Here is a 26,198-nt window from a genome sequence, read left to right on the forward strand (position 1 = left end):
CGTATTATGATGCGTTTTTTATTGTGTTTGTGCGTTACGGCGTTGTTCGCTGCAAAGGCCATGGCACATCCTCATGTTTGGGTAGACTCTCAGTATCGCGTCAAAGTGGACCAACCGAGTATCACCACCCTTGAAGCCACGTGGAGCTTGGATCTATTTACCTCTACCAGCTTGATCGCTGAATACGATGTGGACGGTGATGGTGAACTCAAAGGCCAAGAAAAGCTCGACATAATTGATGTATTAAAGAGCTTTGATAAATACGGCTTTTTTATCAAGATGAAGCAAGATGGCGCAGAGTTGGTCCCGAAAGATGTTCGCGTTATTGATGTTCGTATCCGTGATCAGATGTTGTGGATTCGTTTAAGTATCCAATTACCTAAAGCGGTGAACCTAGAAACCTCAACGCTCAGTGTGGCCTTTGGTGATGATGAATTGTATTTTGCCATGGAGCCATTGGAAGAGGGCTTGGTACGATTATCCGGCGCCTTAGCCGAAATTTGCACGCCCGTGGAACGCGAAGCAACCGAAACATCGGTAGCGGTTTGGGTGGATTTGACCTGCAAACCCTAAGTTGTATTGTCGCTTAAAAAGTAAGAGGTTCGGCACGTGTTAGAGCATTTTCAATGGTTACCTTTTTTGGCCGCTATCACTGTGCTGACCATGAGCCCTGGTGTGGATACTATTTTGGTGATGCGTAATGCGGCGTCAGGTGGTTGGCGTTTGGGCTTTCTCACCAGTTTGGGTATTTGCATGGGCTTGTTTGCTCATGCCACTGTATCGGCGCTGGGCTTGTCGGTTATTTTATTGGGTTCGGCTGGTTTGTTTACCGCGTTTAAGCTGGTGGGCGCCACCTATCTTGTGTACCTAGGCGTGCAAGCAATACGCAGTGCGATGAACCCTGTGGGAATGACGTTTAAAGAGTCAAAAAGCCCAAAGTCATTGACGGCGTGGGGCAGCTTTCGCCAAGGTATTTTGTCTAACGTATTGAATCCAAAGCCCATTATTTTTTACATGGCATTTTTGCCGCAATTTATTGATCCAAGCCATTCTGCTTTGGTCCAATCCCTTTTTATGGCCTCACTTCACTTTATCATAGCGATGGTGTGGCAAACGTTTCTTGCGCTTATGGTTCATAAAGCGCGAGTGTGGCTGGCGCGACCAAAAGTGGCGTTAGTCTTAGATGGCTTAACGGGCGTATTGCTGTTGGGCTTTGGTGTAAAACTCGCATTAAGCCAACGCTGATCGTGTGGCCGTGCGCTTTTCTGGTGATTCCTTTAAATGAGTTTATTGATCTCGACTTGGATTAAGTTCTTCTTTCTTTTCGCGCCGTTTTTTGTGTTGTCGATGTTTCTTGCGTTAACCCGCGGTGAATCGTCTACTTCGCGTCGACAGGTGGCGAATAAAGCCATTATTGCTTCTGTGGCGATATCTATTGTGTTGTTGTTTTTTGGTGGCAGCTTGTTTGCTGTGCTTGGCATCACGTTAGATTCATTCCGTATTGGTTCTGGTATTTTGCTGTTTTTATCTGCCTTGAGCTTGGTGCGTGATGGTACGCGAAATCATGCCGTAGGCATGCCGAGTGAAGAGCGCGATGATGTCTCTGTTGTACCCTTGGCAGTGCCGACCATTATTGGCCCTGCGACCATTGGTACGATTTTGGTTTACGGTGCAGAATTGCAAGGTTGGGATTTGTTTATCGGCCTGTGCGGTTTGTTATTGGCATTAGGAACCTTGGCGATTATTTTGTATTCCGGTTCCTTGATTGAAAAAATGTTAGGTCGAACCGGTTTGAATGTTTTATCTAAGATTACCGGTTTGATATTGGCCGCGATGGCCGCACAAATCTTTATGAGCGGCGTGATGGGTTTTATTCAGCCTGTTACCGCGGCGGTGAGTTAAAGACTTCCCCATAATTTTGGACAAAATGCGGCGTTTCAAGGCTTTGGCTTCTCCTTGAGTTTTAATTGTTATACCATAACAAAATTAAAATCAACCTCGGTGAGAGCCAATTATGGCAAAGAACGTCGCTTTTATCTTTCTCTCTTTTTTATGCCTCAATTCGCCTCTTTATGCCGCGATGGATCTGGCTGTTTATCAAGATTTTATTCAATGGATTATTTCCCAACAGGCTACTTTTCATCGTGAGTTGGTGTCTTTAGTTCGTTCTATTAGCAAGGGTGGCAGCCCGATTTTGCTGTGGGGATTAATTTCTACCAGTTTCTTTTACGGTGTGTTTCATGCCGCAGGGCCAGGCCATGGTAAAGCGGTTATTTCTGCCTATATGTTAGCGAGTAAAGCGCCATTGCGTCGTGGTATTGGTTTGGCCTTTTTGTGTGCTGGTGTTCAGGCGGTGATGGCCGTATTGGTGATCGTGGTTCTGAGCCAAGTATTTTCATTGGCTGGTAAAGCCATGCAAATCAGCCGATTTTTTGAGGTGGCGAGCTTTGCCGCCGTTGGCTTGATCGGTGTGTGGATTCTTATACGTTTATTACGCGGCCAGTCTGGTTGTGGTCATGATCACTCAAATGATCATCTTGAGGGGCATGTGGCTCACGATCATTCGCATCATGACCCTTCCCACGATCATGGGCATTCTCACGATCACGCTTGCTGTTCCCATCACGCCGATGAAGTGAAAACCGCTCGTCGTAGTATTTGGGCTATGGTGGCGGCGGTGGGGATTCGTCCTTGTACCGGGGCGATTTTGGTTTTGTTATTTTCTTTGAGTACGGGCATTTTTGTCTGGGGCTTGGTCGCAACATTTGCTATGGCATTAGGTACGGCGATTACGGTCGGGGCTTTGGCGGGCGTCAGTGTTTTTGTTCGTGATACGGGTTTTGCGTTAAGTAGTGAGCATCGTGTTTGGCGACAAAGAGTGTCCCGCGCCTTTGGTTTTATCGCCGCTTTCGCTTTGATTATCATCAGTAGCTCCATGATTTGGAGTTACGTTAGCAATGCAGGAAGGGCTTTCTAATGAAACATGAAGAGTCACATCAACATTCTCATCAACACAGTCACCATAATCATAACGACTGTATTGATACAGCGTTAGAAACCGCGGAAACCTTATGTGCCGAGCAAGGCCAACGATTAACCAAAGTGCGTCGACGCGCCTTGGAATTAATTTGGGAAAGTCATCGTCCGCTGGGGGCGTATCAGTTATTAGCTAAGTTGGCAGAAGAGGGTTTTAACTCGGCTCCACCCACGGTGTATCGTGCTTTGGACTTTTTGTTAAGTGCGGGGCTGATTCACAAAGTAGAATCCATGAATGCCTACCTTGGCTGCGCCCATGCGGATAAAGCCCATAAAGGCTATTTTTTGATTTGTGACGAATGCCACAATGTCATGGAATTTGATTACCAAGACATTCATTCAGCCTTGGTTGAAAAAGCGGCGCATCAAGGTTTTGAGTTGCGCGCTGAAACCATTGAACTTACAGGGTTATGCGCTAAATGCAAAGCGAAATCCGCAGGAGAAAGTGCGTGAGTAAACGACTGGTCGCTTTTGACAAAATTGGTATTTCATTCGACGACAGAGTGTTGCTCGAAAACATTGATATGACGATCAGTGAAGGGGAAATTGTTACCCTGATTGGTCCAAACGGTAGCGGAAAAAGTACCTTAATTCGTACCTTGTTAGGCTTGCAAGACGCCACGTCTGGCGAGATCGTAAGACACAAAACCTTGCGCATTGGTTACATGCCACAAAAGCTGCATATCGATCCCACTTTGCCGCTCACGGTAAAGCACTTCCTTGCTTTGGTGCGCGGAGTCGATAAACAGCAAATTTTACCTACTTTGGAAAAACTGGGCATTGGTCATCTGCTTCAGTCTCAGGTTCATGTGTTGTCTGGTGGGGAAACGCAGCGTGTGTTATTGGCTCGTGCTTTGTTGAATCGGCCGAATTTATTGGTGCTTGATGAGCCTGTGCAAGGGGTGGATGTGAATGGTCAGGTGGAGCTTTATAATCTGATTGAAAGCATCCGTAATGAGCTAAATTGCGGGGTTTTGATGGTTTCCCATGACTTGCATTTGGTGATGGCGAAAACCGATACCGTGGTGTGTATCAATCAACATGTTTGCTGTTCGGGCAGTCCGCAGCATGTTACGGGTCACCCCGCTTACCAAGCTTTGTTCGGTGTACCGGGAGCCGATGAGTCCATCGCGATTTATGCTCATCAACATGATCATGTGCATGATGAACATGGCAGTATTTTATCCGAAGATGGCGATGCTCACGCCCATTGTAATCATCATTAATATCACCCCAGTTAGCCGATTTTGGAGTTTGTAATAGCATGTTAGATCTTTTGCTCAGAGCCTTGTTAGGTGGATTGGGTGTGGCGTCTGTCGCAGGGCCGTTAGGTGCATTTGTTGTCTGGCGACGCATGGCCTATTTTGGTGATACCTTGGCACATTCCGCTTTGCTGGGTGTGGCACTGGGTTTTTTATTAAACATTAATTTGAATCTGGCGATTATTGTTTTGTGTGTCGGGCTGGCCTTGGTGCTGGTGACGCTGCAAAAGAAACACATTATTGCTACGGACACATTATTGGGGATCTTGGCGCATTCTGCCTTGTCACTTGGTTTGGTTGCCGTTAGCTTCCTCGATAATATTCGCATTGATTTAATGGCCTATTTGTTTGGTGATTTGCTCGCCATTAGCCAAACCGATGTGTATTGGATTTATGGCGGTGGCTTGGCCGTTATTCTGTTATTAGTGACTTTTTGGAAGCCTTTGCTGGCGGTCACGGTCAACGAAGAGTTGGCAAAGGTGGAAGGCTACCCTGTTGAAGCCATTCGCCTATTGTTGATGTTGCTGGTGGCTCTGGTGATTGCCGTGGCGATGAAAATTGTCGGTGTGCTGTTAATTACTTCCTTGATGATTATTCCGGCGGCAACCGCACGTAAGTTATCTAAGACGCCTGTGCAAATGGCCTCATTTGCTAGTTTGATTGGCTGTTTATCTGTCTGCGGTGGTTTGTGGGCCTCCTATCGTTGGGATACGCCAACGGGGCCAAGTGTCGTAGTGTGCGCTGCCATGCTGTTCTTGATTGCTTATACTTTCCCATTTAAACGTTTGCGCCAATGATGAAAGAAGGTATCGACACGTTAACCTTTGCTAAACGCCTGAAATACGCGACCCGAGTGAATCACGACAGTGTCGATAGCTTGGTGATGCAGGCCGAGCCATTTGCAAATGCCGACCGTTATGGGCAGTTTTTGCGGTTGCAGCATGTCTTCCATTTGTCCATGGCCCCTTTGTATCAACAAGCCAGCTTGCAGGCGTTGTTTCCTGGCTTGGCTCAGTTAGGCAATGTCGCTGCCGTTGAATCTGACTTAAGAAATTTAGGTCTAAGTACCGAGGTGGATACGGAGCTATTAGCCAGCATTACAAACGCTTATCAAGCGATTGGTTGGTTATACTGCTGTGAAGGTTCCAATATGGGGGCGGCGTTTCTATACAAAGAAACGCAAAAGCTGCAATTTGATGCGGGTCATGGGGCAAAACACCTTGCTGCCCATCCGGAAGGTCGAGCCGCCCATTGGCGTAATTTTGTGGCACAACTAGACGCACTAACGCTGACGCAAGAGCAAGAAGCCTTGGCAATACAAGGTGCCAAAGAGGCATTCGCCTTTTATAAAAAAACGCTGACTCACTTCTTTTAACTTTCTTGTTGGGGATCTAATAGGTGAGCACGTTTTAGCGTGTCATTATGGACTATTTAAGCCTTAATCTGAAAAAACTGGTTTTTTTTCAATAGAGTTTAATTACTTGTAATAAAACTTACTAAGCTTACGTCTAATGTATTCATATTAGACTGTATGAACTTTTCGTCGTTTTAATTTTTCACAAGAGGTTACTTTATGCTTGGCATTACCAGTATCAGGGGTCGTCTCAGGGCAAGTTATTTAGTGTTATTAGCGTTGTTGGTGCTGGTGGTCGTGCTGTCTGTCAGCCGCTTTCAGCTTTTGTCTGGCAATATCCGCAGTATAGTGGATGAAAATGCCGCTTTGGTGGAGTTGACCGGCGAGCTAAACGTTAATGCAGAAAGCTTGGCAAGTCGTTTGTTATTGTTGTTTGTGCTGGAAGAGCGTAATGCTCGGGTGGCAATTTATAAAGAGATTGATGAACGTAACAAAAGTTTAGATGCCAATTTAGAGAAAATGGCTGAGTTGGTAAAGACGCCAGAGGATAAGGCAAGTGTTGAAGGGTTAAAGAAACAGCGTAAAGTTTATCAGGCCGCTCTGCAAGCGACCGTAGAAGCGTTGGAATTTGGTGAGCTTGATGAAGCCAAAAAGTTGATGGCGGGTACCACTCGTAATGAATTACAAACGTTTTTGAAGCAAACCTCTGCGTTATCTGGGCAAGAGCGCAATATGATGCAAGAACGCCAAAAGAAAGTTTTATCTGAGTCCGAACTGGCAATTTGGTTAATGGTTGGTGTAGGGCTTTTGGCTGTTTTAATTGGTCTTGTAATGTCCGTTTTGATTTCTCGTAGCATTGTTAACCCGCTTAATTATGTCATTGCTTTACTAGACAAATTTGCCCGTGGTGACCTTTCTCAAAATATTACTTCTGAGCAAAAAGGTGAAATTGGTCAATTACTGGATAGTGTGAAGCGGATGCAGGTCAGTTTAGCCAGTGTGGTAATGAAAATTGATAAAAGTGCTAAAACCGTGGTCAATGCGGTTTATGAAATTCGTACGAATGTGGCGGATGTTAATCAAGGTTCTAAGACACAATCCGTTATGGCGAGTGATATTCAAGGTTCAGTGAGTGAGTTATCTAATGCTGCGAATGTCATGGCGGATCACGTCAGTGTATCGCGTAACCAAGCGGAAGCCGCTCATAATTTGGCAAAACATGGCAAGCAAGTGATTACTTCTGCGGCAACAGACATTACGGCGGTAGCGGCTTATATTGAAGAGACTTCTTCGGCCGTTGCTGAGTTAAATCAAAGTGCTTCGACGGTGACTGAATTTGTGAACAGCATTCGTAATGTTGCTGAACAAACAAATTTATTGGCACTGAATGCGTCGATCGAAGCGGCGCGAGCCGGAGAAAGTGGGCGTGGTTTCGCGGTGGTGGCTGATGAAGTTCGAAATCTAGCGACGAATACCGCGGAAGTGACCGCTTCCATTGATAAAGTGATTACAACCATCAGCAGTTTGTCGACACAAATTTCCAACGAGATGGTGCAAGGCCAAGAGAAAATGCGCCATGGCGTGGCTCAGATTGAAGATGTTGTGGCACCTCTTAGCCAATTAGAGGCCGATGCTGCTCAATCTTTAGAAAGCCTTGATGATTTGTCGCAATTAGCTCAGCAGCAGGCTCAAGAAGCGAATGATATAGCCGAGCATATTACACGGATTGTAGAGGTGACTGTCAGCAATGAAGAGACATCGAAACGCTTAAGTAAGCTTACCGATGCCTTGTCTGGTGCGGCTGAACAAACTCATGAAGCAACCTCTACTTTTACCCTTACGAATAAATAATTGGTTAGCGTTTAAAGATCACATGGTCTAAAGAAAAAGTACCCGCACCACGCCACATGATTAACAAAGCGATGGCTAACCATGTGGCGTGAGTTGGATACGCGTCAGGATAGACAAAAAGTTGAATAACCAGAGTCATACCCGCCAAGCCAAGCGCAGCAAAGCGCGTCAGAAAACCACTCAAAATTAAGATGGGTAGTATGTGCTCTGCAAGCGCGGCAAGCGTTGCTGCTAGCATTGGCGACAACAATGGCAAATTGTATTCATATTCAAACAAAAACAAGGTTGAGTCTTTTAGGTGTGGCCAGCCTAGATGCGCATCCATGGCAATAATGTCCAGAGAGAAACCTTCTATTTTAGTCTGGCCAGACTTCCAAAATACTGCCGCAATGGCAAAACGTGCCAAGACTAGAATCATGGACTCGGGTATTTTTTTAAATAGGTTTTCAGCGGTTTGTAGCATATTTCTACCTTATTATTTTCATTCAAGGTTTTGCGCTTAAGCGCTAGCTTCGGAGACATCTGTTATGAGTTTCCACTTAATCAGTTTTGCTAAAGTGGTGCCAAGATCAAAACTTTCGTCATCTGGTACGGCTTCTCCAAGCGGTTTGTTTTGCATTAGTTGTTTGATAAAAATGGCTTCGCTGTGAGAAACAATATGCAGTTCAGAATATAAGTGGGACTTTAGTAAAAGTAAGTACTCACTTTTACTAATTATTATATCCGCTAAAGAAGCGTTTCCCTCACCTAGGTGGGCAAGATAAATTGAGCCAATGGCAAAAGGGGAAACAAGTATTTGTGTGGTCGGCGGTAATAATAAATGTAAAAAAGCTGGGTCTGCTGTGTTGTTAAACGCCGCGGAAATTTGTTCGTGCTCAAGTGTGTCGTATTCTGGCGCATTTGTTAGAGCAAGAAGGCTGTATTCGAGAGCGACTAGATCTCCTAAAAAAGGCAAACTTTTTGCCGCTTCAAAATGGCGAGCAAAATCGGAAAAACTCTCTCCATAATCGCTGATGATGGGGGTTTTAGGCGGATTTAATTGAACATATTCTCGTGCCATCGCTCGGAAAAAATCTTCGCCAACAAGCCTTTGTGTGACAGGAAATATATCCGCAAGAGCGTCAATTAAAGATACAAAGACATTGTTGCGGTAAACATTGAAACGAATTTCTTTTTCATCTTCTGAATGGCTTTTTATTTCTTCATAAAACCCATTGTTATGATTGAATAAAGTGGTTTTAAAACGCTCATTCATAGGATTTCCTCCTGTCGAATCACGTCTCTTATTTGGTCGGCTTGCTGAGCTTCTTTGAGCTGTTCCACCAAAGCCGGTAAATTGCCATCGCGTTCAATTAATGTCGGACGATCTCCAATAGTTGCTAAGGTGTGGCGATATAAATTCCAAACATCGTGGGAAACAGGTTCGTCATGACTATCTATTTTTAGTGGCACGATTGGGTTGTTGTCTACAGTGTGGCCAGCTAAGTGGATTTGTCCAACAGCACTACGAGGAAACTCATCAATGTAATCGTATGGATTCTTATGATGGTTGAAACAGGATACTTCGACATTGTTAACATCAAGTAAGAGGCCGCAGCCTGTGCGTTTTACCATGTCACGAATAAAGTCTATTTCACTGCGATCGCTGTGCTTAAATTCAAAATAGGTTGATGGGTTTTCTATTAAAACCTGTCGCTTTAATACCGACTGAAGTTGATCTATGTGTTCACAAACTTGATCTAAGGTTGATTGGTTGTAAGCGACAGGCAATAAATCATTTAAAAATGTGTTGTTGTGAGTCGACCATGCAAGGTGCTCTGAAAAGACTTCAGGTTGCACATCGTTGACGAGCTGGGCGACGCGATGTAAATGCTGTTGGTCTAAGGGCGATTCTCCGCCAATGGATAACCCTACGCCATGTATGGTAAAAGCATAGTGTTCACGGATTTTATGCAAATAATGTCTAGCTGGGCCGCCCAGGTTTAGGTAGTTTTCTGCGTGAATTTCAAAAAAACCAAGTGGCGGACGGGTATCGAGTATCTTGTGGTAATAGGACGGTTTTAGGCTAATGCCCGTTTTTTTTATAAAGCTCGAAGGCGCATTAGCGCCTTGGCTTTGTTGTGACTGAGATAACATAGGTTATCCGACTTAGAAGGCTTTCAATTGGCCGAAGCCTGTTGGAGATGATTCAGATTTGATTTCGTTGCAAGTTCCAGCTGGAACTAATTTCCATGAGTTAGATTGAAAATCTACTTTGGAAGTACCTGCGCATGACGTACCTGGGCCTGCCGCACAATCATTTTCACCGGCAAGTGCTACGCCGTAGCATTTTTCTTTACTAGCCGCTTCGGCTGGAACCGCAACAGCAGATAGAGTGATAGCCGTACCAAGAGCAAGTGATAGAGATAGCTTTGTATTTTTCATGGAGAGATCCTCAATATAGTAAAAGTAAGATAAACATGACTTTTGATTACGTATTGTTTGACGCTAACCTGAATTGATTTATTACACTATCTTGGAAAAATAATTATTTATTTTTCGTTTGTATTCCTTTCTTTTGTATAAGTCTTTGATATTTTACGCATTTCTTCCATTTGTTTGCCAAACTGACGACAGGCTCCACACATGGTTGTGTGCATGGTCAGGGCCATTTTTTCTTTCGTGGTTAATGGGCGATCCAGTTTCTCCGAGAGCATTTGGGTCGCTTGTTTGCATTTAATCATTTACGACGTCTCCTTTTGAAACCAGTTATCTTCTAAACATTCTCGTAAGCGTAAGCGCGCACGGTACAAGGTTACATTGAGGCTGCTGACGGACACTTCCTCGTTATGACAAATTTCAGGTGTATCCATTTCGAGAAACTCTCGCATCATAAACAGTCGGCCATATTTGGCGGGTAACGCATCCAAACAGGCATCGAAAATACGCCAAAAGTGCTCGTTCTCAATGCCATGCTCAGGTTGATCCCACTTCTTGGGTCGCTCGCTTTTTTGCCAGTGACCATTTTGCTCAAATAAATGCTCGATTAAGGCGTCGCCATTGAGATTGGGGCCGTCCTCCAGCTGGCTTGCTGATGTGTGGCGTTTTTCTTTACGCAGCAAATCAATGAGTTTGTTTTTTAAGATCGAAAACACCCAAGTCTTAAATGCGGCTTGTCGTGCGAAACGGTCAATATTTTGATACGCCGAGATCATGGCTTCTTGAACCGCGTCTTCGGCTAATTGATTATCTCGTACTTGAAGCCTGGCGAATTTCAGCATCTGTGTACGCAATTCTTCAATAAAAACAGCGTCTTGAAAGATAGTTATCGCAGCAGAAGAATCCACTTCAACAGAAACATTCGCGTTAGTCATTTAAGCCTCGGTTACTTATCTAGTTGTTAGACGAAGTCAGTCTGGTTTTTATTAACACAGGTCGTGATTTTATTAATTAGTTTGTTTCGCTTCTGCTGCTTCTGCGAGGTACTCGTCTTTCAATTTGACGTAATTTAAGCCCGCATATTGAAAATACTCGATTTCTTTGTCATTGAGAGGACGTACTTGTTTCGCAGGGGAGCCCATGTACATGAAGCCGGACTCTAGGCGTTTGCCAGGGGGAACCAAGGAACCAGCGCCAATGATGACTTCATCTTCAATGACTGCGCCATCCAGAATGGTGGTGCCCATGCCGACTAATACACGGTTACCAATGGTGCAGCCGTGTAGCATGGCCATATGCCCAACCGTCACATCGTCGCCAATTGTCAAAGGGTAGCCTTCTGGCTTGTAAGTACTGGCGTGGGTAATGTGTAGGCAGGAATTGTCTTGGACACTGGTGCGCGCTCCAATGCGAATGCGATGCATATCGCCACGAATAGCCACCAATGGCCACACAGAACTGTCTTCACCTATGGTAACGTCGCCAATAATGACGGCACTGTCATCGACCCAAACACGATCGCCTAATTGTGGTGTTTTACCACGGAAAGATTTCATCACCATAAATCCTCACTTAAAAGGGGTTTTGTTAAAACAAATGAAGGAACTATTAACACAATAGGTTTTTATGCATTGAAAAAGTGTTAAGACAACCTATCTTAGTAAGCATAGTATTGACCAATGCATTACAGCGTTCAATTAATATAAAAGGATATCACGATATGTCACAGTCTGTATGGGACGCGACCAGCTTACCGAATTTTACCGACATCGATGTTGCGAACATCGAAGCGGATCTAGAAAAACTACTTAAGCACAATAAAGAAGCCATCGATGCTTGTGTGAGTGAAAACCCCCATCCAACATGGGAAAGTTTGGTTTTACCCTTGGATCAATTGGAAGATGATTTAAACAACTTCTGGTCTCCAATCAGTCATTTGAACTCCGTAAAAAATACCCCTGACTTGCGTGCGGCCTACAATGCTTGCTTGCCAAAATTGACGCAGTTTTATACGGATCTTGGGCAAAACAAAGCCTTGTATCAAGCCTATAAAACACTGGCTGAAAGCGACGTGGCAAAAGATCTTAGCCAAGCGCAAAGCGAAGCATTAACGCAAACTATCCGAGATTTTGAATTATCTGGTGTAGGTTTGGAAGGCGAGGCGAAGAAACGCTATGGCGAGATCAGTCAACGTTTATCTGAGCTAAGCAGCCAGTTTGGTGAAAATGTGTTGGATGCCACACAAGCTTGGAGCAAGCTTGTTACCGATGAAAATGAGTTATCAGGTCTACCCGAGTCTGCTTTGGCACAAGCCAAGCAAATGGCCGAAGCGAAAGGCAAAGACGGCTGGCTGTTCACTTTGGACTTTCCGTCTTACATGCCTGTAATGAGCTACGCTGACAACGCCGAATTGCGTGAAGAAATGTACCGTGCTTTTGCTACTCGTGCTTCTGATCAAGGTGGCGATATCAAGTTTAACAACGCGCCTCTGATCGACGAAATTTTGGCGTTGCGACATGAAATGGCGCAGATTTTAGGCTTTGATAATTATGCTGAATTGTCTGTCGCGACTAAGATGGCGGACAACGGCCAGCAAGTTATCGACTTCCTAGAAGACTTAGCGGCTAAGTCAAAAAGCTCGGCAGAACAAGATCTTGCACAGCTAACCGCGTTTGCCAAAGACGAAAACGGCGTGGATAAATTAAACGCATGGGACATGACTTACTACGCTGAAAAATTGCGTCAGCATAAGTACAACATTTCTCAAGAAGAGCTACGCCCTTACTTCCCAATGAACAAGGTTTTGTCTGGATTGTTTCACGTGGCACAAACCTTATTTGGCGTCGATATTCGCGAAGAAAAAGAATTTAATAGCTATAACAAGGACTTACAGTTATTTACCATCAGCAAAGATGGCGAAGACATTTCGCGCTTCTATCTAGATCCTTATGCTCGCGAAGCAAAACGGGGTGGTGCGTGGATGGATGCTTGTCGTACTCGTCGTCGTTTGAGCGACAATCGCTTGCAGTTGCCGATTGCTTATCTTGTGTGTAATTTCACTCCGCCAATTGGTGACAAGCCAGCTTTATTGACTCACGATGAAGTTACTACCTTGTTCCATGAGTTTGGACACGGTTTGCATCACATGTTGACCCAAGTGGAAGTGTCTTCCGTATCGGGTATTAATGGTGTGGCATGGGATGCGGTTGAGCTGCCAAGTCAATTTATGGAAAACTGGTGCTACGAGCCAGAAGCATTGGCGCACATTGCTGGACACCATGAAACGGGTGAGCCGTTACCGCAAGATTTGTTAGATAAAATGCTCGCGGCGAAAAACTTCCAGTCAGGTATGCAGATGGTGCGTCAGCTGGAGTTTTCTTTGTTTGATTTCCGATTGCACATGAATTACCAAGACGGTATTTCTGTTCAGTCTGTCTTGGATGAAGTGCGTCAACAGGTTGCGGTAACCACGCCACCGAGTTTTAACCGCTTCCAAAATAGCTTCTCGCATATTTTTGCGGGTGGTTATGCGGCAGGTTACTACAGCTATAAGTGGGCTGAGGTTTTATCGGCAGATGCTTTTTCCAAATTTGAAGAAGATGGCATCTTCAATAAAGATACTGGCGCGCGCTTCCGTGATACCATATTGGCAAATGGCGGTTCTCGTCCAGCAGCGGAATTATTTGCCGAATTCCGTGGTCGTGAACCAAGCACTGATGCCTTGTTGAGACACAGTGGTATCGCCGCCTAAGTTTTGTTCTGCAAGGAAGCAGCGTCTTATCGGTTGATTGGACGCTGCTTTTTTATAACGCCGTTTAGGGCGTTACTTTTTAAAGGTAGCTAGGGTTATGACAGTGAAACGTTTTATCGCAGGGGCGGTGTGTCCGCGTTGTAGTGAGATGGATAAGATTCGCGCTTGGCGTGATGACGACGCTGAAAAGCAGTACCGTGAGTGCGTTTCCTGTGGTTACACGGATGAGCAGTCTACGACGGTTCAAGCGCAACCAACTGAGATTCCAACACGCGTGAATACACCTCATAGCAGTGCGCCAGAATCGGAAGAAATGGTGATTAACTTTATACCGAATCCGGGTTCCACCAAGCACTAGCTGGATGCCGATCATTAAAAAAAGCGGATTGATAGCCATATCAATCCGCTTTTTTATTTCTGACATTACAGCTTAGTCATTGATTAACCAAAGAATATCCAGAGGCTCTATATGTTGTACAGAGGTGAGGTCGAGCAATTCATTATTGAGTAAGTTGCTCGCGCAATCTTGCCCAAAGTAATGGTTCAAGGTGTGGTTAAACGAAATGTGGTGCTCGCTCATGTTGGCAATGACTAAGAGAGTTTGATCCCCCATTTGTCTTTTGAAAGCAAATAGGTGTTCGTTGCCTAATGACATTAACTTGAATTCTTCAGCGGCAAAAATCGAATGGGCTTTGCGGATTTGAATCATCTCTCGGATCAGCTGAGCGATTTTGCCTTGTGGTGTGCTGTTATCTTCCGCCAGCGTGAAATCGGCTTTGGTGAGCTTCTTACGATGCACCCAACGGCTGTCTTCCACCTTAGTCGGATCATTTAAGTAATCGTCACTATTGAGCACGCCCAGATCATCACCTTGATACAGGAGCGGAATGCCAGGCATGGCGAAGTTAATGCCATTGAGGACGCGAATGCGTTTGATAGCATGATCAAGTAATAGAGGATCCTTGGCGGCGATGGCGTTTTCCACACCCGCCAGAGACGCTAACGTACCACATACTCGGCAATCGCCATTGACTGGGTTTTCTTGAAAGGGCACACCCGCCGCAAAAGAACCTTCGAATTGTCCGGTATAAAACTGATTCAAAAAGCGACGGTGGCCAATGCCATCAATACCAAGGCGATCTGAAATGGCATCATCCCACAGCCAACCAATGTCATCGTGGCAGCGAATGTAGTTGACCCAAGTGGTGTGCTGTGGAATTGCAAAACTGCGTTCAAGAGACTGATAAAGCAAATTGGTTTGGCGTGTCGCTAAGCTTTCCCACAACAAGGCCATCATCAGCGGGTTGTAAGACAAAGTGCATTCATCGGCGCCAATGTATTTGTTTACTTCATCAGGGTGAACAATCGCTTCGGACTTAAATACCACTTGTGGTGCGGCGATATCCAAGCAGGCTTTGAAGGCTTTGATCAAGTTGTGCGCTTTGGGTAGATTCTCGCATACTGTGCCTTTCTCTTTCCAAACAAAGGCGAGGGCGTCCAGACGCAACACATCGCAGCCGTTTAAAATTAGGTGCAGCATTTCTTCCACCACGGCGACAAATACCGCGGGGTTGGCGTAGTTTAAATCCCATTGGAACGAGTTGAAGGTTGTCCACACATGGCGATCTAATTCGGCTAAATAAGTAAAACTGCCGCGGCGAATTTGTGGGAATATTTCACGTACCGTTTGGTTGTATTCCGTGGCCTCTTTTTCGTCCATGAAATAGTAGTAGTCTTGGAATTCTTGGTCGCCAGATTTGGCGGCTACGGCCCATCTGTGTTCGTCGGATGTGTGATTAAAAACAAAATCCAACACCATACGAATGCCTTTTTTATGCAAGGCCGATGCTAAGTCTTTTAGGTCTTTGTTGGTGCCTAAATTCGGCGATACAGTACGGTAATCTGAAATCGCATAGCCGCCATCGCTGTTGCCTTCTGGGGATAAATAAAGCGGCATCAAATGCACATAATTCACGCCTAAAGACTCAAAATACGGGATCTTGTCGATCAGTGAACTGAGGTCGTCTGCTAACAAGTCGACATACACTGCGATACCGACATTTTTATTCGACTCGAACCAGAACTCGGACTTATCTTTTATTTGTGCAGGACGTTTTTTCTTTTGAAAATCAATAAAAGACTGCAATAACACCTTGAGATGGTAATGAAGGTCGAAGCACTGTCCATAAAGCGGAAAAAGTTGCTCAAAAAGAGGGGCAAACCCTGTTTCGAAACGTTGAATGAATGTATTTTTTTGCTGAGGTGTTAGTAAGCTAAGGTCTAATTCGGATAACAGGCGTTGTTGTGTTTTTTGTGCTTCAAAAGCGAAATTCATGACCATTTTTTTTGCCTTGTAAGACGTGCTCGTGAAAAACGACGAGTTCTGATTATGGTTACCTAGCGCTTTAGGCTAAAAGTTTGGTTGGGAAAGTTCGCTTTAATAATAAGATCAGCGTACTTCGTTTTCCATGGAGAAAACGTAGCCTAAGGGATATGGCGGGTCAATATGGCGGCTTTCTAAATACTGACTTAATTTCCGCGAAGCATGGCTTCGCGGAAATTAATAGGAGTTAGTTGTCAGCATAACCGCTGCCGATGGCTCTGAATGGCATATCCAAGTTCAACTCAGGTACTTGTATGCCAATCCACTCGGGGAAGGTGTTGCTGTTTGGCCCTGGGAAGACGGTGTATTCGTTGGCCCAAGGGTAGCGTTTCACAGCGTCATTAATTTTCGGGATTAAGGCTTCCGCTTTGGGGCCAATAATCGACAGCACTTTTTCTGGTTTCGCGCCAAACCAATAGCGGTCCGGCGTGGTGGTGGTATATTGCGATAAAGCAGGCAGGCCGCGTTTTACTCGCCAGCCGACGACTTCATGCACTGTATACTCACTGGCATTTTTTTCTTTAGTGGCGATCCAAGTGTGAACGGCAAACCAACCACGCCAACTGAAGGCATCAGCGGCATAAAATTCGATCACGGCGTTTTTTTCTGTTTCGGGTGATGGGGCAATGCCAGCGGGTTCTCGGCTTGCCGTGCGCCAGCTGTCGTTGGAAGAGCAAGCGCTTAAAAAGAGGGTGATGAAAAGGAGTCCTAGATATTTAACCATGCTTTGTCCTTATGCTGTTATCGATGTTGTACTTCAATAACATACGCAAGCTCTAGTACTTTTGGCTCATGATTTCTTGTTTAGATAGTCTGTTTTCATGCTTTTTGCTAAGTTCAAATAATGAACAAAAAAAACGCCAGCAGGCTGGCGTTTTATCTTTGTTGACTCAATGAGGCGGCAAATTAGTTCATTTCAATAACAAAGTCGTCTTTCGCACGACGGACTTTTTTCAGATCTTTCAACCAGTCACCTTCTTCTGCACGGTAACCCAAAGGAAGCAGAATAACCGAACGAAGGCCGCGTTCAGTTAGACCCAGAATTTCGTCTACTTTGGCAGGGTCGAAACCTTCCATTGGTGTGCTGTCCACACCTTCTTCCGCAGCGGCAATCAGTGCTGTGCCAAGACCTATGTATGCTTGGCGGGCGGCGTGCTGGTAATTCACTTCCGCATCACGTGGAGGGTAAGCCCCTAGAATCATTTGACGGTAATTTTCCCAGCCTTCATTTTTAAAGCCGCGTTCGTCGTTCACTAGGTCGAACATCTTGTTAATGCGTTCTTCTGTGTAATTGTCCCATGCAGCAAACACTAGAAGGTGAGAACCGTCGGTAATTTGTGCTTGGTTCCAAGCATGAGGCACGATGGCTTCACGCAGTGCTTTATTTTTAACGACGATCACTTCGTATGGCTGGAGGCCGCTTGATGTTGCCGTTAGACGAATGGCTTCTAAAATTCGATCGACTTTTTCTTGCTCAACGGCTTTGCTTGGATCCATTTTTTTAGTGGCATAACGCCAGTTCAGTTTATCAATTAAATTCGACATTTGAATTCCTTGTAAGGTTTATGTATGCAGGCAATATGGGGCTAATTTTGTTTTAGTACAAGTGGTGCTTTTAGTAGGAAATGAGGAAGTTGAATGATCGGTTAAATGTTAGGTTTGGTTGATATATTGCAATAATATCGGCCATCATGCCCTAAAATGGTTCATTTTTAAGTTGGGATGCAGTAAGGTGCGCCTTTGAAAATTTCAATGGACCCCCTTCTAATGACATTTGTTCAAAAACCCTCTTTGTTTCAGCGTTATCTTCGCGGTGGTTTGGTACTGCAAATTGCCGTTGGTATCCTTTTCGGTGTTGTTCTGGCCTATGTTTCGCCTAACATTGCTATGTCTACCAGCTTGCTTGGCGACTTTTTTGTCAAAGCCCTAAAAGCCATTGCTCCTATTTTGGTATTTTTGTTGGTGATGGCCTCCATTGCGAATCATCAACAAGCACAACAAACGCATATCCGCCCGGTGATTGTGCTTTATATTGCGGGCACTTTTGTCGCGGCTTTGACGGCTGTGGCATTCAGTTTTGTCTTTCCGACGCAATTAAACTTAGTGTCTCCTGATTTAAGTAAAAGCGCGCCTCAGGGGATTGGCGAAGTCTTGCATACCTTGGTGTTTAAAATTGTCGATAATCCAGTCAATGCGCTAGTGCAAGGCAACTATGTTGGTATTTTAACTTGGGCGATTGGTTTTGGACTGGGATTACGTCGTGCCTCTGAATCGACTAAATTGGCATTGCAGCATATATCGAACAGTGTGACGGGAATGGTGTCTTTTATTATTCGCTTGGCACCGTTCGGTATTTTGGGTCTGGTTGCCAGCACCATTGCTTCTACTGGTTTTGATACTTTGTTTGGTTATTCACATTTGTTGGCGGTGTTGGTCGGGGCTATGTTGTTTATTGCCTTGGTAACAAACCCGCTTTTAGTCTTTTGGAAAATTCGTCGTAATCCGTACCCATTGGTCTTTAAGTGTCTAAGAGAAAGTGGTGTGACGGCATTTTTTACTCGCAGTTCCGCTGCTAACATTCCGGTGAATATGGATCTTTGTAAGCGCTTAGAGTTAGACAAAGACACTTACTCTGTGTCTATACCGCTTGGTGCGACCATCAACATGGCTGGTGCCGCGATTACCATCACCGTGTTAACACTGGCAACAGTGAATACCTTAGGCATTACGTTGGATTTTGGTACGGCTCTGTTGTTGAGCATCATTGCCGCTGTGTCGGCGTGCGGTGCATCTGGTGTGGCAGGTGGTTCTTTACTGTTAATTCCTTTGGCATGCAGTTTGTTTAATATTCCCAATGAAGTCGCTATGCAAGTAGTCGCGGTTGGTTTCATTATTGGTGTATTACAGGACTCTGCTGAGACGGCTCTGAACAGCTCGACTGATGTGCTGTTTACGGCGGCGGCTTGTCTTTCGAAAGACAGTAATTAGCTCATCATAATTAAGTGAAAAATAAGGGAAGCATTTAGCTTTCCTTTTTTATCCCCATGATTCGCTCGCCAAACGACGCTTTTAGCGTTTAAATTGGGTAACCAATTTATCAAAGTGGCTGTCGTGCAGGACGCTGAATAATGGAAGGAGTTTGTATTGAGTAGAACATTTCGATCCTTATCTAATCCGAACTATCGTCTTTGGTTCGGCGGAGCCGCGGTTTCTAATATTGGTACTTGGTTACAACGCACAGCGCAAGATTGGCTGGTTATCGCAGAACTATCCGATAAAAATGCGTCGGCGGTGGGGCTGGTGGTTTTCTTACAGTTTGCGCCACAAATTCTTTTATTGCCGATTACTGGTTGGACGGCAGACCGCATGGATCGCCGTAAATTGCTTTTTATTACTCAGAGTCTGATGGCTACGCTGGCTTTGGTATTAGGCTTATTGGTGTTGAGTGGCAGTGTTGTGCTTTGGCAGGTGTATGCGTGTGCTTTTGCCTTGGGTTGTGTCGCGGCCTTTGATGCGCCTGCGCGCCATGCCTTTGTGTCTGATATCGTCAGTGAAAAAGAATTATCCAACGCCGTTGGCCTAAACTCTGTGTCATTTAATTCTGCACGCCTGATTGGCCCAGCCATCGCGGGTTTGTTGATCGCTCTGATCGGGTCCGGTTGGGTGTTCATGATTAATGTTCTGTCGTTTATTCCCTTGCTCATGGCACTTCATTTATTCAAGAAAACTTTGCCAAGGGCGGCCACAGAGAGCACTACCACTACAGGCAAAAGTAAAAACGGACCGGATATGGCTAAGTTCTTAGATGGCTTTCGTTATATTTGGCAGCATCGTGAAATGGCGGTGATATTGGTGATGTCTTTCCTCATTTGCAGTTTAGGGATGAACTTTTCTGTGTATTTGTCGGCCATGACAGTGCATGTTTTTCAGGGGCAAGCGGATCAATATGGTTTCTTAATTTCTATGATGGCCATTGGCTCTATTACGGGCGCTATGGTGACGGCTAGCCGCCGTTCTTCTCCGTCATTCCGCTTTATGATTTATGTTGCCGCAGCGTTTTCTGTGAGCTGCTTTTTTGTTGCGATTAGTACGTCGTTTTGGATGTTTTGTACCTTGCTTGTTCTACTCGGTCTTAGCTTGCAGTTGTTTACAACCTCGACCATATCTTACATGCAGGTGGCAACAGAAAAGCTTTATCGTGGTCGGGTGATGGCGGTTGTGTTAGCCATCGCGCTGGGAAGTACGGCGTTAGGCGCTCCCGTAGTGGGTTGGATCGCCGATACGCTTGGCGCTCGATGGTCGATTGGAATGGGAAGTTTATCTGGCGCTGCGGCAGCATTCTTAGGCTTTTGGTTTTTACGGCGTCAGGCCCACACTTTAGTGAAGGACAAAACGCTTTAGCGGTCGTTTATCCTGAATAATTAGTGTACTTTTTGATTAAGCGTATGAACAAAAGTTAGGGCTTGCTTTGACATAATTCTAAAAATATTGATGGAGAAAACTATGACACAACATCTTGTATTGAGCTTTATCGGAGATGATCGTCCCGGTCTTGTTGAGCGTTTGTCCGATACTATCTCTCGTCATCATGGCAATTGGTTAGAAAGCCGTATGGCACATTTAGCCGATAAGTTTGCCGGCATTTTGACGTTGTCTGTGCCGTTGGAGCATCAGCAAGCATTGGTTAATGCCTTACGGAATTTCGAAGAATTAGGGTTACATGTCACGGTAGAGTTGGCGAATCTGCATGACGCGAAAGGCTCGACCTTAGCCTTGTCTGTTGTAGGTAATGATCGTCCAGGTATTGTTAAAGAAGTATCACAAGTGCTGCATTCTTTGATGGTGAATGTTAAAGAACTCACTACTACATGCGAACCGGCGCCGATGAGTTCCGATATGCTGTTTAAAACAGAGATGGTATTAGTGGTGCCAAATGACTTGCCTTTGTCAGAATTGGAAACCTCACTAGAAAAAATCAGCAGTGATTTAATGGTAGAGCTGTCGGTTAAACAGTTTGCCTAATAATGGTACAGATTAACCGGCGATAGCATCAGAGCGATTCTATATTGTCCAAGCACCATTCAGCTCTTTGTAGGACGGCGCGCTTTTGTGCGTCGTCTTGTTTGTCCCAATTACCATAAATCATACCGATGCGATGGTTTTTGGTTAAACGTTTTCTATGTTTCACCATAAAATGCCAATACAAACTATTAAGAGGACAAGCATCGTCGCTGGTTTTTTCTTTGACTTTGTAGTGGCAGTCACCGCAATAATCACTCATTTTATGCATGTAACTGCCACTGGCCGCATAGGGTTTAGAGGCCACCCAGCCGCCATCGGCAAATTGACTCATGCCACGGGTATTAGGCAATTCTACCCATTCCAAGGCATCGACATAAATGCCCAAATACCACTCATCAACTTGTAGCGGCTGTATTTCAGTTAATAAGCAAAAGTTGCCTGTCACCATTAGACGTTGAATATGGTGGGCATAAGCGTAATCGAGAGATTGCACAATGGCACTGGCAAGGCATTTCATCTTGGTTTGCCCATTCCAGAAATAACTTGGTAAATCTCGCTCGGCGTTTAGGGCATTTTGTTGTTGGTAGTCCGGCATATTGATCCAATACATGCCACGCACATATTCTCGCCAACCAAGAATTTGTCGAACAAAGCCTTCGATTTGAGCAATATCGATGTGGTTGTTTTCTTGGTAAGCCGTAATAGCGGCTTTAATCACATGTTTTGGACTGATCAATTTCACATTGAGAGCAAACGATAAACGTGAATGATACAAACTCCAGTTGTGCGGTGTTTGATCCGTCATGGCATCTTGAAAACGGCCGAAATTTGGCAGTAAATGCTCACAGAAAAAGGCTAACAAATCCAACGCATCTTGGCTTGTCACCGGCCAAAGTAAGTGAGACTTGGCTTTGCCGATCGAAGAAATGTTATGGCGCTGAAGGCGTTTCAATATATGTGTTACATCATGTTGGAAGCATAAAGGCGCTGGAATGTCGTCTAGATCTTTCGTTTTGAGTTTATGGCGATTGGCTATGTCGTAGTTCCATTGACCGCCTTCTGGTTGTCTTTCATCAGCCATTAAAATATTAAAACGCTGGCGCATCTTACGATAGAAATGTTCCATCCGTACGGTACTTTTAGCCTGAAAGAAGTTGGGAATTTCGTTGAAAGGCAATAAAAAATGCTCACTGTCTACCATGTTAAATGTGGGTTTTGAATGGCTGGTGAGTAGCTCATGATATTGCTGTAATACTCTGTATTCATCAGGGCGTTGCAGTTCTATACCGTCAATTTGATGTTGCTCTGCAAGACTCAATATTACATCTGCAAGGCTTTGTCCTGTCGTATCATCTAGTGTGAGGTAACATACTTGATGACCATTTTCCTTAAGGGCGCTGGAAAAACGTTCCATGGCAAGAAAAAACGCACAAAGTTTTTGGCTGTGATGTGTCGTATAAGTCGCTTCTGAGTGGAGTTCAGCGATCAGGTAAAGGACGCCGTCATCTTGTGTTTTAAACCAAGAATGTGCGGAATTAAGTTGATCACCAAGAATGACGCGTAGAGTGTGATATTCCAGTTGATTATGTTTCATGGTTTAGGGCTTGAGGTTGGATAAATTGGCCAATCAGCGGCATCGACGGAATCCAGTTGTTCATCAAAAATCTGACCTTGCCATTTGTCGATGAATAGATGTTTAGGGTCATATTGCTCCGTTTGTCTTTCCAAATTGAAATGACGGCCGCCTCTTGGGTCAGCACCTACGCCTGCTATGTATTGCCAGTTGCCCCAATTCGAGCCAACATTGTAATCGATAAGTTGTTCCTCAAAGTAGGCGGCGCCATAACGCCAATCGATACCTAGTTCGTAAATTAAACAACTAGCAACAATCTGACGGCCACGGTTACTCATGAACCCAGTGTGGTTGAGTTGCTTCATACAGGCGTTTACTAATGGGTAAGGTGTATTGCCTTGGCTCCATTTGCGAAAACGCTCAGCGTAATAACTGCTTTGGATGTACTTACCAGTTAAGCCGCCAGGCAAAAAAAGTTGTTTGCCGTAACAAGTCGCGTACCAGTGAAAGTATTCACGCCACAGCAATTCAAAATAGATCCAATACGTAGAGTCATTAGCGCCATGATCGCGTTCATAAACATCAATACTGGCTTTGATTTGTCGAGCGGACAAGCTACCTTGCGCCAACCAAGGAGAGAACTTAGTGGAGTTTTCCCAACCCTCTAGCTGATTGCGAGTTTCTTTGTAATAACTTGGTAGGTCTGTGGAAAAATAATCGCTGAGTTGATCTATTGCTGCTTGTTCTCCACCTGTAAATGCACTCTCGTTCTCTATACGCTTTTTTGACCAAGGCATGATGCGTTGAATGTTGAAAGCTGGTGCTGGTGGTAGTTTTTGTAATGCCGGTAACGGAGCAAAAACGTCTAGGTTTTCGACTAAGCGACGGAACTTTGAAAATGAGTCTGGGAGCTGTGAGACATCAAAGGGCAGCTCAGACGGCGCAAATAAACTCAGGCCGTGATCCAAGTGAATGCGTACATCAGGAAATTGATTTGCTATGTGCTTAAGCGTTTGTTGCTCGTCCCAACCACCATGATGGTTGCGATAAAGGTGGGATATGGGAACTTCGTTGAGCATCAAATTTAAACTGGAGGCCGCATCCATAGTACTAATAAATAAGGTTTGCTTTAAACGCTGCAACTGTATAGCTAGGTCTTGTAGACCTTGCTCTAAAAAGCACCGTCGATTGTTGGACATACCTTGTGTTGAATAACGGCTTGGGCGGTTATTATGCGGCTCATCACAATAAAGACAGACAAGATAATCCACCTCTTGTGTCGCTCTCCATAGCATGTTTTGATCTGCACAACGCAAATCATCGCCAAACCACACAAGTCCTAACTTCATCGCCCTACTCCTTCGTCATCCGCACTGTCTATCTCTAGACTTTAGTACGTTTTACTGGGAAATTTGGATTGATTTCAGTCGAGCTCGTTGAACAGGTTCGCAAAGTTAAAGTGATCTAGCAAGGCTTTTACCTTTTGAGCTGAGTATTTTAACTTGCCAGAATACGCATAAAGGACGAGATCTTCCGGTGTCTTTTCAAGCTCGATAGCAACCAGTGTGCCTTGGTGTATTTCTTTTTGACATGATGGTTCGGCTAAGATCGCCATACCCAATCCCGCTATAGCCGCTTCTTTTGCCATATTGGCGCTGTTGGCTCGATACTGAGATGTGACCTGTATTCTTGTCGAATGTCGGCCGTCTTTAAAGATCCATGGCGAACCTTGTAATGCACTGAGGGTCGTGATGCAAGGTAAGGAAGGTAAATTCTGAAATGACAAAAGACTCTGATGCTGCTCAACAAATTCAGGTGAGGCGACAATGACACTGGGCCAACGAATCAGTTCTTTTGCCACCCAGTCGGAATCCATTAATTCTCCGCGACCAAACTGCATCACCAAATCGAAACCATCGAGTAAGCCTTGATGTGGTACTAGGCCTGTTTCACAGCTTAACTTGAGCTTAGGGTAAAGCGCGCAGAAACTGGCAATTTGCTGGGCGATAAAGGGTAAATCCGGCATTAATATACGTAAATGACCAGAGACTTTGTCACTCTGCTCGCTAATGGCTTCAAGTTGATCATCAAGAGAACGAAGTAGCGGCAAGTTTTGCTCATAGAGTGTTTGTCCTGCCTCGGTGGGCGACATGCGCCGAGTCGTGCGCTCCAAAAGTCGCACGTTTAGTGTCTCTTCAAGCTGAGTAATATGGCGGCTGACGTTAGAAGAAGGTTGCCCTAACTTCTCCGATGCTAGTTTAAAGCTGCGTTCTTCAAATACCGCCTGAAAGCTGAGTAACCAAGAAAGTTCTATTTTTTCAATCATGATTGCTTCTCTATTTGGGATAATTAATCCAATAAACCCATATTTATCATGTAAAAACCTTTATGGATACTGAAGACTCTTTTTTCATTCAGGAGAACACAGTATGTCGAAACGGATTGCCATCGTAGGTGCGGGAGTGGCTGGTTTAGCCTTGGCGATATTAGCGGCAAAGCAAGGTCATCAAGTCGATATCTTTGAACGTCGATCTCAAGCGGGTAGTGACCTAGGGGCGGGTGTGACGCTTTGGCCAAATGCCATTTTTGTTTTAACTCGAATGGGGTTACTGGATACGATTCAAAAGGCATCTGGAGAGCCTACGAGTATGACTCGCTATGACCTTACAACTGGTGTGCAAGGTGAATTGTCAATTCGTGGCCTGAACCAATCTGCGGGTTTTAACACACTCACCATATTGCGACGTGATCTAATGGCAATATTGTTTGCCGGTGCTGATCAAGCGGGTGTGCAAATTCATTTTGGTGAAGCGATTAATCTAGACAAGTTGTCCGAATTGGAGAATCAATACGACTGGGTGATTGGTGCAGATGGAAGGATGAATTCTACGCTACGCAGGAAAATCAGTCCTGCCAGTCAGCCTGTTTATCAAGGATTTGTGAATGTGATTGGTATATCGCATTCAAGCCCGACAAGACCATTTAATCGCCAGTCTATTCAAGATTACTGGGGAGATGGGGAACGTTTTGGCATAGTGCCGATTGATGCATCGACATGCTTTTGGGCAGCAGGTTGGGTGGAACCTGAGAATCAACAAAATACGATGTTTACACTTTCAGAGCTAGGTGAACGTTTCAGAGAGTGGCCGAGTGAGGTGATTAATGTATTGCAGCAGGCAGAACAAAGCAGTTTGCATACGGTTTATGTTCATGACCTTGATCCAATGGCATCTTGGTCTCAGGGGAAATGCATAGCGATCGGCGATGCGGCTCATGCGGCATTGCCTACATCTGGGCAGGGAGCCTGCCAAGCTTTAGAAGATGCTTGGTGGCTTGCCAAACTTATGCAAGAGGAAGCCACCACAGATCGTTTGTTTGCTCGCTTTCAGCAGCAGCGTTTGGAGAAAACAGCGTCCATTCAAATGACGGGAAGACATATTGCCCAAGCCATTTTTCATACCCCTGCCAACCAACGTCCTGCTCAAGGCCACTTAACAGAAGCGTCACTTGATGCGCTGGCGGCATTCTGGATGTCAGGCTTGGTTTAA

28 protein-coding genes are annotated in these 26,198 nt (G+C 44.9%); 15 read left to right on the plus strand and 13 right to left on the minus strand.

The genetic code is table 11. The features are described from left to right. The first annotated feature begins 6 nt into the window (after positions 1-6). From C0J08_RS01115 to C0J08_RS01155, 9 genes are all read left to right on the plus strand, one after another. Complete coding sequence (locus tag C0J08_RS01115; protein ID WP_249344461.1) at positions 7-573, plus strand: DUF1007 family protein; 567 nt, start codon at positions 7-9, stop codon at positions 571-573. A gap of 36 nt (positions 574-609) precedes the next feature. After that, positions 610-1,245 (plus strand): LysE family translocator, encoded by a 636-nt coding sequence (locus tag C0J08_RS01120; RefSeq protein ID WP_212654309.1) that lies wholly within the window; start codon positions 610-612, stop codon positions 1,243-1,245. Between the two features lie 36 nt (positions 1,246-1,281). Beyond that, entirely contained in the window at positions 1,282-1,902 is a 621-nt protein-coding gene (locus C0J08_RS01125; RefSeq protein WP_212654310.1) for a MarC family protein, read from the plus strand. A 112-nt stretch (positions 1,903-2,014) separates the two neighbouring features. Then, the gene (locus C0J08_RS01130; RefSeq protein WP_212654311.1) at positions 2,015-2,977 is read left to right on the plus strand and encodes a nickel/cobalt transporter; all 963 of its coding nucleotides are present in this window, start codon (positions 2,015-2,017) and stop codon (positions 2,975-2,977) included. Continuing rightward, a complete protein-coding gene (locus tag C0J08_RS01135; RefSeq protein ID WP_212654312.1) occupies positions 2,977-3,489 on the plus strand; it encodes a Fur family transcriptional regulator in 513 nt (170 codons plus the stop codon). Before C0J08_RS01130 ends, C0J08_RS01135 begins: the two co-directional genes overlap by 1 nt. Then, positions 3,486-4,262, plus strand: coding sequence for a zinc ABC transporter ATP-binding protein ZnuC (gene znuC / locus C0J08_RS01140; protein WP_212654313.1), 777 nt, complete (start codon positions 3,486-3,488; stop codon positions 4,260-4,262). The genes C0J08_RS01135 and znuC overlap by 4 nt, the downstream gene beginning before the upstream one ends. Before the next feature lie 38 nt (positions 4,263-4,300). Then, the gene (gene znuB / locus C0J08_RS01145; RefSeq protein ID WP_212654314.1) at positions 4,301-5,095 is read left to right on the plus strand and encodes a zinc ABC transporter permease subunit ZnuB; all 795 of its coding nucleotides are present in this window, start codon (positions 4,301-4,303) and stop codon (positions 5,093-5,095) included. Further along, on the plus strand, positions 5,092-5,673 hold the full coding sequence (locus C0J08_RS01150; protein ID WP_212654315.1) for a biliverdin-producing heme oxygenase: 582 nt from the start codon (positions 5,092-5,094) through the stop codon (positions 5,671-5,673). Before znuB ends, C0J08_RS01150 begins: the two co-directional genes overlap by 4 nt. A 198-nt stretch (positions 5,674-5,871) precedes the next feature. Beyond that, positions 5,872-7,503 carry a methyl-accepting chemotaxis protein gene (locus C0J08_RS01155; protein WP_212654316.1) on the plus strand — a complete coding sequence of 544 codons (1,632 nt, stop codon included), beginning with the start codon at positions 5,872-5,874 and terminating at the stop codon, positions 7,501-7,503. A 4-nt stretch (positions 7,504-7,507) separates the two neighbouring features. On the opposite strand, the gene C0J08_RS01160 is transcribed toward C0J08_RS01155, so the two are convergent. The 7 genes from C0J08_RS01160 to C0J08_RS01190 all read right to left on the minus strand — a co-directional run bounded on the left by C0J08_RS01160 (position 7,508) and on the right by C0J08_RS01190 (position 11,483). After that, positions 7,508-7,966: a DoxX family protein gene (locus C0J08_RS01160; protein ID WP_212654317.1), complete on the minus strand. Its 459-nt coding sequence runs from the start codon at positions 7,964-7,966 to the stop codon at positions 7,508-7,510. A gap of 36 nt (positions 7,967-8,002) precedes the next feature. Next, positions 8,003-8,758: an HvfC/BufC N-terminal domain-containing protein gene (locus tag C0J08_RS01165; RefSeq protein WP_212654318.1), complete on the minus strand. Its 756-nt coding sequence runs from the start codon at positions 8,756-8,758 to the stop codon at positions 8,003-8,005. Beyond that, a complete protein-coding gene (bufB, locus tag C0J08_RS01170; RefSeq protein ID WP_212654319.1) occupies positions 8,755-9,639 on the minus strand; it encodes an MNIO family bufferin maturase in 885 nt (294 codons plus the stop codon). The genes C0J08_RS01165 and bufB overlap by 4 nt, the downstream gene beginning before the upstream one ends. Before the next feature lie 12 nt (positions 9,640-9,651). After that, positions 9,652-9,927, minus strand: a complete 276-nt coding sequence (locus C0J08_RS01175) for a BufA1 family periplasmic bufferin-type metallophore (protein WP_212654320.1) — start codon at positions 9,925-9,927, stop codon at positions 9,652-9,654. Between the two features lie 107 nt (positions 9,928-10,034). Further along, positions 10,035-10,226 (minus strand): zf-HC2 domain-containing protein, encoded by a 192-nt coding sequence (locus C0J08_RS01180; RefSeq protein WP_212654321.1) that lies wholly within the window; start codon positions 10,224-10,226, stop codon positions 10,035-10,037. Next, positions 10,227-10,856 (minus strand): RNA polymerase factor sigma-70, encoded by a 630-nt coding sequence (locus C0J08_RS01185; protein ID WP_212654322.1) that lies wholly within the window; start codon positions 10,854-10,856, stop codon positions 10,227-10,229. A 72-nt stretch (positions 10,857-10,928) separates the two neighbouring features. Continuing rightward, positions 10,929-11,483, minus strand: coding sequence for a gamma carbonic anhydrase family protein (locus C0J08_RS01190; RefSeq protein WP_212654323.1), 555 nt, complete (start codon positions 11,481-11,483; stop codon positions 10,929-10,931). Positions 11,484-11,641: 158 nt separating this feature from the next. Between C0J08_RS01190 and prlC the strand changes: the two genes are divergently transcribed. After that, positions 11,642-13,672 (plus strand): oligopeptidase A, encoded by a 2,031-nt coding sequence (prlC, locus tag C0J08_RS01195; RefSeq protein ID WP_212654324.1) that lies wholly within the window; start codon positions 11,642-11,644, stop codon positions 13,670-13,672. A gap of 97 nt (positions 13,673-13,769) precedes the next feature. Continuing rightward, positions 13,770-14,030 (plus strand): YheV family putative zinc ribbon protein, encoded by a 261-nt coding sequence (locus C0J08_RS01200; RefSeq protein ID WP_212654325.1) that lies wholly within the window; start codon positions 13,770-13,772, stop codon positions 14,028-14,030. 72 nt (positions 14,031-14,102) lie between these two features. Here the strand turns inward: C0J08_RS01200 and C0J08_RS01205 are convergent, their stop codons facing one another. The 3 genes from C0J08_RS01205 to C0J08_RS01215 all read right to left on the minus strand — a co-directional run bounded on the left by C0J08_RS01205 (position 14,103) and on the right by C0J08_RS01215 (position 17,600). After that, the gene (locus tag C0J08_RS01205; protein ID WP_212654326.1) at positions 14,103-16,013 is read right to left on the minus strand and encodes an amylosucrase; all 1,911 of its coding nucleotides are present in this window, start codon (positions 16,011-16,013) and stop codon (positions 14,103-14,105) included. A 229-nt stretch (positions 16,014-16,242) separates the two neighbouring features. Beyond that, positions 16,243-16,779 (minus strand): DUF3750 domain-containing protein, encoded by a 537-nt coding sequence (locus C0J08_RS01210; RefSeq protein WP_212654327.1) that lies wholly within the window; start codon positions 16,777-16,779, stop codon positions 16,243-16,245. Between the two features lie 182 nt (positions 16,780-16,961). Next, positions 16,962-17,600, minus strand: a complete 639-nt coding sequence (locus C0J08_RS01215; protein WP_212654328.1) for an NAD(P)H-dependent oxidoreductase — start codon at positions 17,598-17,600, stop codon at positions 16,962-16,964. Between the two features lie 222 nt (positions 17,601-17,822). Between C0J08_RS01215 and sstT the strand changes: the two genes are divergently transcribed. The 3 genes from sstT (at position 17,823) to C0J08_RS01230 (ending at position 21,077) form a co-directional block, all read left to right on the plus strand. Further along, positions 17,823-19,043 carry a serine/threonine transporter SstT gene (gene sstT / locus C0J08_RS01220; RefSeq protein ID WP_249344463.1) on the plus strand — a complete coding sequence of 407 codons (1,221 nt, stop codon included), beginning with the start codon at positions 17,823-17,825 and terminating at the stop codon, positions 19,041-19,043. Between the two features lie 156 nt (positions 19,044-19,199). Continuing rightward, entirely contained in the window at positions 19,200-20,456 is a 1,257-nt protein-coding gene (locus tag C0J08_RS01225; RefSeq protein ID WP_212654329.1) for an MFS transporter, read from the plus strand. 102 nt (positions 20,457-20,558) lie between these two features. After that, positions 20,559-21,077 carry a glycine cleavage system transcriptional repressor gene (locus C0J08_RS01230; RefSeq protein ID WP_212654330.1) on the plus strand — a complete coding sequence of 173 codons (519 nt, stop codon included), beginning with the start codon at positions 20,559-20,561 and terminating at the stop codon, positions 21,075-21,077. 28 nt (positions 21,078-21,105) lie between these two features. Here the strand turns inward: C0J08_RS01230 and C0J08_RS01235 are convergent, their stop codons facing one another. The 3 genes from C0J08_RS01235 to C0J08_RS01245 all read right to left on the minus strand — a co-directional run bounded on the left by C0J08_RS01235 (position 21,106) and on the right by C0J08_RS01245 (position 24,976). Then, positions 21,106-22,671, minus strand: a complete 1,566-nt coding sequence (locus C0J08_RS01235) for a cryptochrome/photolyase family protein (protein ID WP_212654331.1) — start codon at positions 22,669-22,671, stop codon at positions 21,106-21,108. Next, positions 22,668-23,999 (minus strand): DASH family cryptochrome, encoded by a 1,332-nt coding sequence (locus tag C0J08_RS01240; protein ID WP_212654332.1) that lies wholly within the window; start codon positions 23,997-23,999, stop codon positions 22,668-22,670. Before C0J08_RS01240 ends, C0J08_RS01235 begins: the two co-directional genes overlap by 4 nt. A 74-nt stretch (positions 24,000-24,073) precedes the next feature. Next, on the minus strand, positions 24,074-24,976 hold the full coding sequence (locus C0J08_RS01245) for a LysR family transcriptional regulator (protein WP_212654333.1): 903 nt from the start codon (positions 24,974-24,976) through the stop codon (positions 24,074-24,076). A 103-nt stretch (positions 24,977-25,079) separates the two neighbouring features. On the opposite strand from C0J08_RS01245, the gene C0J08_RS01250 reads away from it, so the two are divergent. Next, a complete protein-coding gene (locus C0J08_RS01250) occupies positions 25,080-26,198 on the plus strand; it encodes an FAD-dependent oxidoreductase (RefSeq protein ID WP_212654334.1) in 1,119 nt (372 codons plus the stop codon).

This window comes from Marinomonas sp. CT5 (assembly GCF_018336975.1).
Classification (GTDB): Bacteria; Pseudomonadota; Gammaproteobacteria; order Pseudomonadales; family Marinomonadaceae; genus Marinomonas.